Source organism: Streptomyces sp. Root1310, assembly GCF_001426425.1.
GTDB lineage: Bacteria > Actinomycetota > Actinomycetes > Streptomycetales > Streptomycetaceae > Streptomyces.
On record NZ_LMEQ01000014.1, the window covers coordinates 26,519 to 36,604 of the forward strand.

Sequence of the window (10,086 nt, forward strand, 5' to 3'; positions counted from 1 at the left end):
CCCTGTCGTTGGCGCTGATCGCCGCCGGAGGTGCCGGTGTTGCCGTCCTGCTGCTGCAGGTCGGCGACCGCACCGAGGTAGTGACCGTGGTACGCGACGTCCAGGTCGGCGAGGTCCTCACGGAGGACGACTTGGGCAAGGCTTCCCTCGCTCTGGATCCCGCCGTCAAGGCAGTGCGCTCCGACGATGTGGACTCGGTGGTGGGAAAACGGGCCGCAGTGGAGCTCAAGTCTGGTTCTCTCCTCGCCCCCTCGCAGGTGACGAAGAACTGGCTGGTGAAGGCCGGCGAGCAGTTGGTGCCATCGGCCTCGATCCCAAGCAGATCCCCGCCACGGCGCTGGTGCCGGGCCAGAAGGTCCAGCTCGTGCACGTTCCCGTCCAGGGGGCGACGGACACTGGCGAGACGTCCGATGCCACGCCGCAGACCATCGACGGCCAGATCGTGAAGGCGTCCGAAGCAGCACCCGGCACCGGGATCGTGGTGGTCGACGTCGCCACATCTGCCACGGACGGTCCCAAGGCTGCCGCATGGGTAGCCGCTGGCGCCCTGCGCCTGGTCCTCGCCGCCCCGGACGGTAGCTGATGGCTGTCATCGCGCTGGCGGGATGCAGCGGTGCGCCTGGCGTGACCACGAGTGCCCTGGCCTTGCTGCTGTCTTGGCCGCTGGAGCCGGGTCGGCGGATGATCCTGGCCGAATGCGACCCGGACGGCGGCGCTGTGCTGCACGGGCTGCTGCAAGGCACGCTCGGGGACCGTTACGGGCTGCGGAATCTCTCGGTCGCCGCCCGGCAGGGCGACCTCGGCAACGCCTTCTGGCGGCAGCTGATTGACCTCAGCAGCGAGGACGGCAAGAGCGAGGCATCGCACGACCGGCTGCTGCTGCCGGGCATCACTGATCCCGCGCAGGCGGCGAGCTTGGGCTCGGTGTGGAAGGCCCTGGGGGTCATCTTCCGTGGCATCGCGGCCGAGCACGGTCACGACGTTCTGATCGACCTCGGCCGCCGGGGGGCCTTCGGGCCGTCCGGTGTTCTGGCCGAGCAGGCTGACGCCGTGTTCGTGGTCGTGCGCAACACGCTGCGCTGCCTGCAAGCAGCAGAGGGCCGGGTGCGCGCGCTGGAGGAACGGGTCGGCGACGTAAGCGTGGTGATGATCAACGAGGGGCCGTACCCGGCAGGCGAGGTGCAGCGGGTGCTGCAAGTGCCTGTCGTCGCGACGCTGCCGTACGCGCCGAAGGACGCCCTGGTGCTGTCCGACGGCGGCGAACAGCCGCGCCACTTCACCAAGTCAGCGTTGATGAAGGCGGCAAGAACGGGGAGCACGCTGCTGGTGCAGCGGGCTTCCCTGCGGCGGGCTCGCCTCGATCCGGCCGGCGTGGGTATCGCAGGAGGCGAGGTGACGCGTGCGCGGTAAGCCCCTGCACACCGATCCCACGGTGGCCCCGGCCCCCGGCCGCCCTCAGCCGGGCCGCCTGCCGGCGTGGCACCACCAGACGAACGGTGCGGTTACCTCTGCCGGGGCTGCCTCAGGTACGAAGGCGCTGGGCGCCGTCGTGCCGCAGTTGGCTGTCGACTACAAGGTCGCCCGGCATATCGCTGCGCAGGTCGCCAAGCAGCGCGAGGAGTTGCTGAAGACGACACCGGACATGGACCGGGCGAGCGAGGAGCAGCGCTGCCTGGACTGGATCAACGAGGCCGTCGCCCTGTGGTCGGATGCCCAGGCAATGGTGCCGCAGGAAGACGAAGCGCTGCGGCGGGCCGTCTACGACCTTCTCTTCCGTGCTGGTCGGCTCCAGCCGTACCTGGACGATGAGCGGGTCGAGGACATCATCATCCAGGGGCCGGGCGAGGTGTGGCTCGACTACGGCGACGGCGTGCGCCGCCGGGTGGGCCCGATCGCGGACTCCGAGGAGGAACTGCTTGAGTTGCTGCGGGAGTTGGCCCGCGGTTCCGGGCACAACGAGCGCACCATCTCCACTGCGAACCCCACCCTCGCTCTGTCCCTGCAGGACGGTTCCCGTCTCCAGGCCATCACGGGGCTCGGCCCGATGACCTATGCGGTCATCCGCCGGCACCGGGTCTCCCACGCGAATCTTGACGACCTCGTACGGCTGGGCACCATCGACCCGATCCTGCGGGAGTTCCTCGGCGCGTGCGTGCGCGCGGAGAAAAACATCATGATCGCGGGGAAGCAGAAGGCCGGGAAGACCACCCTCCTGCGGGCGATGCTCAAGGAGTTCGACCCCGAGACTCGGTTCGCGACCATCCAGACCGAGGACGAGCTTTTCACCCACGCCAACGGCTATCACCAGCAGGTCGTCTCTCTGGTCGGGCGCGAGTCCAACGGGGAGAAGGACGTCACCGGCCGCGGCGCCGGCGAGGTCACGCTGTTGGACCTGATGCACCCGGCGCTGCGGATGTCGCTGGAGCGGATCGTGGTCGGCGAGGTCCGCGGCCCCGAGGTCGTGGCGATGATGCAGGCGTTGACGAACGGCTCGGGCGGCAATCTGTGTACGATCCACGCGCGTCGCCCGGACATCGTCTTTGACCGGATCGCCGAGCTGTATGCGCTGGCCCAGGGCAACTTGTCCGAAGCGCTGGCCTACCGGCAGACCGCCAACGGCCTGGACTTCATCGTCTACGTCGACATGACGGACGAGACGCAGATCGGCGGCCGCCGCCATCGTTACGTCTCCCACGTGCTGGAGCTGACCGGGATCGGCGAGAACGGCCGGCCGGCCACGAACACGGTCTTCTCCCCCGGCAGCGAGTTCGGTGACCTTCGGGCCGTACCGCGGATGGACCCGGGCTGCGTCGACGACCTGCGCCGCGTCGGCTTCGACTCCTCTCTCCTGCAGCAGGCTTACGGGGCCTGGCAGGCGCCGCTGCCTCTCTTGGTGGAGGCGCGCCGATGACCCTGCTCTGGGGCCTGCTGTGCGGCATGGCCGTCATCGGCGGGCTGATCGGCGTCGTCGGCGGGATCGCGGGAACAACGGCGCCGCGCCGGGCCCCGCTGCGCCAGCGGTGGCAGGCCCTGCGCGCCCGGAAAGACCAGGGTGAGGATGCCCGGCTGCGTGGGCGGACCCTCACGGTCGCGGCCGTTTGCGTCTTCGCGGCTGTCTGGCTGGTTTCAGGGAACTTCGTGGGCGGCGCGCTCCTGGGCGCCTCCGTCATCGGTGTGCCCTGGCTGATCTCCCCGGCCCAGATGGCGCAGGACCGCATCGGCCAGCTGGAAGCTTTGAGCGAGTGGACCCAGCGCCTGGCCGGCCTGCTGCGCCTCGGCATGGGCCTGGAGCAGGCGATGATGACCAGCCGCAAGGGCGCACCGGACGAACTCGCACCGCAGATCGTCGCCCTCTCCGACCGGCTGCGCTTGGGGTGGCGGCCGGAAGGAGCACTCCGCGCGTTCGCCGACGAGCTGAAAGATGTGACGGCAGACAAGGTGATCGCCGCGCTCATCCTGTCGGTCAACGACCGCGGCCCGGGACTGGCTCAGGCGCTGGAGGACCTGGCGGGCACGGTTCGCGACGAGGTCGCGAAGAAGCGCGCCATCGAGGCAGACCGGGCAAAGCCGCGGACCACGGTGCGGTGGATGACCGTCATCACGGTGGGCGTCGTCGTTGGCGGGTTCTTCGTGCCCTCCTACACCAAGCCCTACTCCACCCTCGTGGGACAGCTGGTGCTCGCTTTGCTGACAGCCGGGTTCATCGGGGTCCTCGCCCTGATGCGGCAGCTGGGATCCTTCCGCCGTATCCCCCGATTCATGATCACCGATTCCGTCAGCACGGTCCTGCTGCCCCCGCCCGTCACGGAGCCGGACGCGCCGGTCGCCGGGCATGAGCCGGAAGGAGTCACCTCATGAACGTGCTCCCCGTCGTGGCAGCCGGCAGTACGGTCGGCGCCGGCCTCGCCCTGCTGGTGCGGGAGCTTCTGCGCCCCCAGCCCGCGTTGGGGCCAGCCCTCGCCCGCAGCGCGCCGGCCGCGTTGACCAGGCCCGCACCGGAACAGGACCGTGAGGAGGTGTGGGGCCGGTGGCTGCTGGTCCGTCTCGAGCGCCTGCCCGGCGTCCGGATCCCCACCACCGACCTGGCGCTGATCGGCCAGGGGCCGGGCCAGTTCATGCTCAAAAAGACGGCGCTCGCCGCACTCGGCCTGCTCTGCCCGGTGATCGCAACGATCCCGTGGATCATCGCGGGTGCCTCGCTGCCGTTCTACATGCCCGCCGGCGTGGGACTGATCATCGCGGGGCTGTTGTTCATCACGCCTGATCTCGCCGTGCGCGACCAGGCCAAGCGGGCGCGGGAGGAGTTCGCGCACGCCCTGTCCGCCTACCTCGACCTGGTCGCGCTCAAGCGGGCCGCCGACGCCGGCCCCGCAGAAGCGTTGGAGAAGGCTGCCGAGGTCGGCTCCGGCTGGCCGTTCCTGTATCTCCAGGGGGCGCTGCGCCGGGCCCGGCTGGAGAAGATCCCTCCATATCAGGCGCTCACGGAGCTGTCCGCCGAGTATGGCCTGCCCGTTCTGGACGACCTCGCCGACATCATGCGGGGCTCGGCCACTGACGGCGCGGCCGTCTACGCGGCGCTGAGGGCCCGCAGCGCCGCTCTCACTACCGAACTGCTGGCCTCTCAGAGCGCGGAAGCAAACGCCGCCAGCGAAAGGATGACCGCGCCAGGAGCCCTGCTCGCCGTGCTGGTCATGCTGCTGATGGCCTTCCCCGCTGTGATCCGCATGCTCACCGTCTGACCCTGTCCGCCCGTTCCATCCCAGCCTTTTTGTTGAGCCTCATGTGGAGGATCCCCAGTGAAGTACACCGCAGACCGCTTACACATCGCGCTGACCAGAGCAGCCGGATGGATCGCGACGCGTATCGAGGAAGGCCAGCTGGAACGCGAGCGCCGCCCGGACAGCGGCGACATCAGCATCACCACCGTCATCATCTGGGTGGCCGCCGTCACCGGCGCCGTGCTCATCGCCGGGACCATCGCCGTCGTGGTCGCCAAGTACAACGGCAAGCTCTCCGGCCTGTGACCGTGATAGGGCGGTTGAAGCACTGGTGGCAGAAGAACCGATGGAGTGACGACCGCGGAGACACCTCCATCCAGATGGCGATCATCTTCCCGTTCGTTCTCCTTGCCACGGTGGCCGTCATCCAGGCCTCCATGTGGTTCTACGCACGGCAGATCGCTCTGACCGCTGCTCGCGAAGGCCTCACCGCGGCCCGCTCGTATCAGTCGAGCCCCGCCGACGGTGCGGCCCGCACGCGGGAGGTGCTCGCCCGCACAGCAGGCGACAGCCTGGTCGGCTACAGCATTTCGGCCGGCAGCGACGGGCAGCGGGTGCGGGTGCAGGTTTCCGGGACGGCCATGTCGATGATCCCGGGTATCTCCGGTCTGCAGGTGACCCAGTCGGCGTCCGGCCCCGTGGAGCGCTGGACGGGGCCGGACGAATGAACCACGTCCGGTACACGTCTCGATGGGCTCGCAGACTCCGCGGCGATGAGGGCAGCGTCGCCATCGAAGCAGCCGTCATCGTCCCGTCGCTGATCATGTTTTTGTGTCTGGCCATCGGCGGCGGACGCATCGTCACCTCCGGCTCGAAGATCGACGCTGCGGCGGAGGATGCGGCCAGGGAAGCCTCCATCCACCGCACGGCGGCGGCTGCCCAAAGTGCCGCGCATGCGGCGGCCGCCGAATCGCTCAACGATCAGGGGATCACGTGCGCGTCGACTTCCGTCAGCGTCAGCACCGGCGGCCTGAGCGTCCCCGTTGGCCAAGTGGGCACCGTCAGCGTGACCGTGACCTGCACGGTCAGCCTGTCGGACCTGCTGCTGCCGGGCGTACCCGGGACGCGGACGCTCACGTCGACGGCGACCTCGGTGGTGGACCAGTACCGGCAGCGAGGCGCGTGATGTTCTTCCGGACGAGGAGGCTGCGCGGGAAGCAATGGGGCGACCAGGGCGGCGTCACCGTGTTCGTCGCCGTGTGCGTCCTCGCGCTGCTCTCCATCATCGGTGTCGCCGTGGACGGCGGTGCCAAGATGCGTGCGGTCGAGCGCGCCGACTACATCGCCGGGGAGGCGGCCCGCGCCGGCGGACAGGCCCTCGACCCCGCTCAGGCCATCAGCGGCACCGCGATCGTCGTGGATGCGCAAGATGCCCGGGCCGCAGCCCAGGCCTACCTGCGTGCCGCCGGCGCCGCCGGCACGGTCAGCGTGTCCAGCGGCGGCAAGACCCTCACCGTCCGTGTCAGCGGCACCTACGACACGAAGTTCCTGTCCGTGGTCGGAATCGGCTCGCTGTCGGTGACCGGCCAGGGCAAGGCCACTCTCCTGCACGGCGTCACCGCTCCTGAAGGAAACTGATGCCCACCACCCACTCCCCCGCCGCGACGCTGAGGCGCACCCTGGCCGGTGTTCTCCAGGCTGTGCTGAGTCTGGTTGTTCTGGCCGCCGCAGTCGTGGGGCTGCCGCTGCTGCTGGTTTGGGTCACTCCGGTGATCTGGGCTTCCACCCATGACGACCTCGGGCACCTGCTGGACCGGCAGGACACCGGCGCAGCGTTCTTGCTGCTGCTGGTCGCGGTGGGCTGGTTCGGGTGGGCGCAGTTCAGTTTCTGCGCGGTGCGTGAACTGACCGCGCAGTTGCGGGGCCGGACCTGGCACGCTCCGCGAGGAATGGGCGTCTCGCAGCGCGCCGCGGCCCTGCTGATCGGCAGCATCCTGGTGCTGCTGCCCGCGAGTTCGGCCCTGGCCTTTGATGCTCAGGCCGCACCGGCCACCTCTGCTGCCCGCATCCCGGGACAGCCCGCCCAGGCCCCGCAGGTTGCTGATACGGACCGGGCCCCGGTCCCCCGCATACCGGCGTCTCGTACGTCCTACACGGTGCGCGAGGTGCGGCCAGCCGAGAGTCTGTGGGGCATCGCCGAGCGGGAGCTGGGGGACGGCGAGCGGTGGCGGGAGATCGCCGAGCTGAACGAGGGCCGTGTCATGCCCGACGGCGAGGTCTTCAAGGCCAGCAGCTTCCTGCGGCCCGGCTGGCCGTTGGAGCTGCCCCAAAGCGTCGCCGGGGCGGGAGGCGTCCGTACGCAGCTGGGAGACGGCCCTGCTGTCTCTGGCGGGGGAAGCGAACATGCCGTCACGGTCCACTCGGGCGACTACTTGTCGAAGATCGCAGAGGAACAGCTCGGCGACGGCAACGCGTGGCCCGCGTTGTTCGAGGCCAGCGAGGGCAGGCCGCAGCCGCACGGGTTGCCCTCGATCACCGATGCGGACGTCATCTACGCAGGGCAGCAGATCACGGTTCCCAGCGACCGGCCAGGGCACAAGGCTCCGCCGCCAGACGGCGTCGATGGCGAGGCCAGCGGCGAGGCCGGCAACCAGGAGAGCACGGCTCCTCAGACGCCTGACGACAGCCAGGATCCGGGCGAGAGCACGGGTGATGGGCAGGGACCCGCGCCAGGCCAGAGCACTGTGCCGACACCTCAGTCGTCGGCGTCCAGTACCTCGAGCAGCCGGGCCGCGGCACAGCCAGGCCAGGGGCCTTCTGCTTCCGGCGCGGCTTCAGCGACACCCCACCCGAGCACCAGCGCCTCGCCGTCCGACTCGCCGTCGGCTTCGGCGTCGCAGTCTGGTGCTGTCACCCCCTCCCCCACCGCCACAGCGTCCGGGACGCCGGCATCGGCTCCGCAGGACAGGCCGCTGATACTGCGTACGGTGCTGGGCGCCGGTGCGCTGCTCGCTGCCGCCATCACGGGTGCGCTCGCCCTGCGCAGGACGCTGCAGCGGCGCCGCCGCAAGCCGGGCGAGACGATCGCCATCGCCCCGGAAACCTCCCCCGCGGAGGCGCAGTTGGCTGCGGCCGCTGAACCGGCCGGCGTCGCTCGCCTGGACACGGTACTGAGGACCATGGCCCACCGGACGACCCGGCAAGCAGGCGCGATGCCGGCCCTGCGGGCCGCACGCATCGGTGCCCGCACGGTGGAAGTCCTACCCGAAGATCTCGGCCAGTCGCCGCAGGCGCCCTTCGTCTCCGGCAAGGGTGGCTGGTGGGTCCTGGACTCCGGCGCCGTAGTCCTTGACGAGGAGGCCGCCCGCGAAGTGCCGGCACCCTATCCGGGGCTGGTCACGGTCGGCAGCACCGAAGCGGGCGACCTTGTGCTGCTCAATCTCGCACCAGTCTGCGCCGTGCTCCTCGATGGCAATCCGGTACACATCACCGAGGTGTGCACCTCGCTCGCTCTGGAGCTCGCGATGAGCCCGTGGGCCAGCGAGGTCGAAGTCGTAGCGGTCGGATTCGGCGAGGACCTCTCGCAGCTGCTGCCCACGGCCCGGATCGCCCACATGCGCCACGCCACACACGCACTGCGCGACCTGAGCGAGCGGCTCCTCGAGGCCCGCCAGATGCCCGAGACCCGTCACCAGCCCTACGTGCTGCTGTGCGCATCGCCTCTGGACCCCGACACGGCGTGGGAGTTCGCCGACCTCATCGACAAGGCGGGGACGGTACCCGTGACCCTGATCGCCCCGGCGAGCACGGCGGCCTCCCACTTCCCCGAGGCCGAGATCATCAACGCCTCCCTCAGCACGCCGCAGCACCTCGACTCCGCCGGCACCGAGATCACGGTCCAGCGCCTGGAGCACGCCGCATACCTCCAGATCACCACCGCACTGCGGGTGTCCGCGCAGCCGGCCCACCCCGCTGAAGGCCCGTGGCAGGACGTCCCGGAAGAACCCGACGGCGTTGCCCGGAGCGAACGGACCGAACGCCAGGAGCCGGTCGTGCCCGCAGCCGATCCGGGCACGAGCCCGTCGGTGACACCGGCAGCAGATGTGAGCGGCGAGGTCTTCCCCGCCCTGCTCGCCGCCACCACCGACCCGACCGGACTGCGTCTGCTGCCGGCCACCGCGTCGTCGCCCCAGGCAGAGGAGAACCAGGACCCGGGCACCGAGACTGCGCCACCCCGGGGCGCGGAGGGACCCAAGCCTGAGCCTGACGCCGAGCACGCCTCTGCGGCGAGCACAGCGGCAGAGGCAAGCAGGGACGAGGGCGCAGCTCATGACCTGCGCGCACCGGAGATCCGGGTGCTGGGCCCGGTGGAGGTGACGGGCGTGGACAGCACCGGCCACGGCCCGCGGATGGCACAGCTTGCCGCATTGTTGTACTTCAGGCCCGGGCGGAACGCGGATGCCGTGTGTTCCGACATGGACCCCGTCAGTCCGTGGGAACTGAGCACGCTCAACGCCCGGATGCAGGGCCTGCGCCGCTCCCTGGGCAGCGATCCGGGCGGCCACCCCTACGTGCCGCGCCGCAAATCCGGCGAGGACCCCTACCGGCTCTCCCCCGCGGTTCGATGTGACTGGAGCCGGTTCCTCCAGCTCGTCGAAGCCGCTCTCCCACTGGGGCCGGCCGGCCTGCCCGAACTGGAGAAGGCCCTCACCCTGGTCCGCGGCAAGCCGTTCGGGGGCTCGCCGCTGCCCTGGGCCGAGCCTCACCAGCAGGAGATGATCACGCGGATCATCGACGTGACGCACACCGTGGCCACCTACCGCACCGCCGCAGGCACGCCCCACGACCTCAACGCAGCCCGACAGGCCGTCGCGACCGGTCTCGACATCGACGACACCGCGGAACTGCTGTACCGCGACTGGTGCCGGCTCGAGCACACAGCCGGGAACCGGCAGGGCCTGCACACCGCCATCACCCGCGTCCAGCAGGTCAACCAGGCCCTGGACTGCTCCTTGGAGACGGAAACCGAACAGCTCATCAGCACCCTCCTCCACCCCGGCAACCGGCCATGACCCCGCCCCCCGTGCACAGCGTCCGTCCCGCACCCCTCACACCGCTGCCCCGCCCCCCGGCAGCCCCCCTCACAGGCAGCCGCCCGGCCGAACCCTCCGCCGCCTTACCGGACCACACACCGGCACAACAGCAGCCCGCCTCCCCACCCGCCCACGGCCCTCTCCCGCATGGCACAGCCGTCCGCGTTCTCATCTGTGTGGTCGTGACCGGCGCCGTGATCATCGCCGGAATCGGCTTCGCCGGTTCGTACGCGGCCGTCCGGGAACTGGCCCTCGAGAAGGGCTTCGGCAACTTC

At 70.2% G+C, this 10,086-nt stretch carries 12 protein-coding genes; all 12 read left to right on the forward strand.

The features are described from left to right. Positions 1-86 precede the first annotated feature (86 nt). Entirely contained in the window at positions 87-446 is a 360-nt protein-coding gene (locus ASD48_RS45385) for an SAF domain-containing protein (protein WP_242432700.1), read from the forward strand. Then, positions 365-583, forward strand: coding sequence for a hypothetical protein (locus tag ASD48_RS45390; RefSeq protein ID WP_242432701.1), 219 nt, complete (start codon positions 365-367; stop codon positions 581-583). The genes ASD48_RS45385 and ASD48_RS45390 overlap by 82 nt, the downstream gene beginning before the upstream one ends. Next, a complete protein-coding gene (locus ASD48_RS23440; RefSeq protein WP_057603657.1) occupies positions 583-1,410 on the forward strand; it encodes a hypothetical protein in 828 nt (275 codons plus the stop codon). The genes ASD48_RS45390 and ASD48_RS23440 overlap by 1 nt, the downstream gene beginning before the upstream one ends. Next, positions 1,400-2,911 (forward strand): CpaF/VirB11 family protein, encoded by a 1,512-nt coding sequence (locus tag ASD48_RS23445; protein WP_057603658.1) that lies wholly within the window; start codon positions 1,400-1,402, stop codon positions 2,909-2,911. The genes ASD48_RS23440 and ASD48_RS23445 overlap by 11 nt, the downstream gene beginning before the upstream one ends. Continuing rightward, a complete protein-coding gene (locus ASD48_RS23450; protein ID WP_057603659.1) occupies positions 2,908-3,858 on the forward strand; it encodes a type II secretion system F family protein in 951 nt (316 codons plus the stop codon). The genes ASD48_RS23445 and ASD48_RS23450 overlap by 4 nt, the downstream gene beginning before the upstream one ends. After that, positions 3,855-4,739 carry a type II secretion system F family protein gene (locus ASD48_RS23455; protein WP_057603660.1) on the forward strand — a complete coding sequence of 295 codons (885 nt, stop codon included), beginning with the start codon at positions 3,855-3,857 and terminating at the stop codon, positions 4,737-4,739. The genes ASD48_RS23450 and ASD48_RS23455 overlap by 4 nt, the downstream gene beginning before the upstream one ends. Positions 4,740-4,796: 57 nt before the next feature. Next, entirely contained in the window at positions 4,797-5,024 is a 228-nt protein-coding gene (locus ASD48_RS23460) for a hypothetical protein (protein ID WP_057603661.1), read from the forward strand. A gap of 74 nt (positions 5,025-5,098) precedes the next feature. After that, positions 5,099-5,446: a TadE family protein gene (locus ASD48_RS23465; protein ID WP_057603662.1), complete on the forward strand. Its 348-nt coding sequence runs from the start codon at positions 5,099-5,101 to the stop codon at positions 5,444-5,446. Then, the gene (locus ASD48_RS23470) at positions 5,443-5,904 is read left to right on the forward strand and encodes a TadE family protein (protein WP_057603663.1); all 462 of its coding nucleotides are present in this window, start codon (positions 5,443-5,445) and stop codon (positions 5,902-5,904) included. Before ASD48_RS23465 ends, ASD48_RS23470 begins: the two co-directional genes overlap by 4 nt. Next, positions 5,904-6,356, forward strand: a complete 453-nt coding sequence (locus tag ASD48_RS23475) for a pilus assembly protein TadG-related protein (RefSeq protein ID WP_057603664.1) — start codon at positions 5,904-5,906, stop codon at positions 6,354-6,356. Before ASD48_RS23470 ends, ASD48_RS23475 begins: the two co-directional genes overlap by 1 nt. Beyond that, on the forward strand, positions 6,356-9,790 hold the full coding sequence (locus tag ASD48_RS23480) for a LysM peptidoglycan-binding domain-containing protein (protein WP_057603665.1): 3,435 nt from the start codon (positions 6,356-6,358) through the stop codon (positions 9,788-9,790). The genes ASD48_RS23475 and ASD48_RS23480 overlap by 1 nt, the downstream gene beginning before the upstream one ends. Before the next feature lie 191 nt (positions 9,791-9,981). Beyond that, on the forward strand, positions 9,982-10,086 hold a 105-nt coding region (locus tag ASD48_RS45395), incomplete at its 3' end, for a DUF2637 domain-containing protein (protein ID WP_157880677.1).

Coding starts and splice junctions, on each gene's coding strand:
- ASD48_RS23470 (WP_057603663.1), top strand. CDS start 5,443: ATGAACCACGTCCGGTACACGTCTCGATGGGCTCGCAGACTCCGCGGC.
- ASD48_RS23450 (WP_057603659.1), top strand. CDS start 2,908: ATGACCCTGCTCTGGGGCCTGCTGTGCGGCATGGCCGTCATCGGCGGG.
- ASD48_RS23440 (WP_057603657.1), top strand. CDS start 583: ATGGCTGTCATCGCGCTGGCGGGATGCAGCGGTGCGCCTGGCGTGACC.
- ASD48_RS23480 (WP_057603665.1), top strand. CDS start 6,356: ATGCCCACCACCCACTCCCCCGCCGCGACGCTGAGGCGCACCCTGGCC.
- ASD48_RS23475 (WP_057603664.1), top strand. CDS start 5,904: ATGTTCTTCCGGACGAGGAGGCTGCGCGGGAAGCAATGGGGCGACCAG.
- ASD48_RS23465 (WP_057603662.1), top strand. CDS start 5,099: ATGGCGATCATCTTCCCGTTCGTTCTCCTTGCCACGGTGGCCGTCATC.
- ASD48_RS23455 (WP_057603660.1), top strand. CDS start 3,855: ATGAACGTGCTCCCCGTCGTGGCAGCCGGCAGTACGGTCGGCGCCGGC.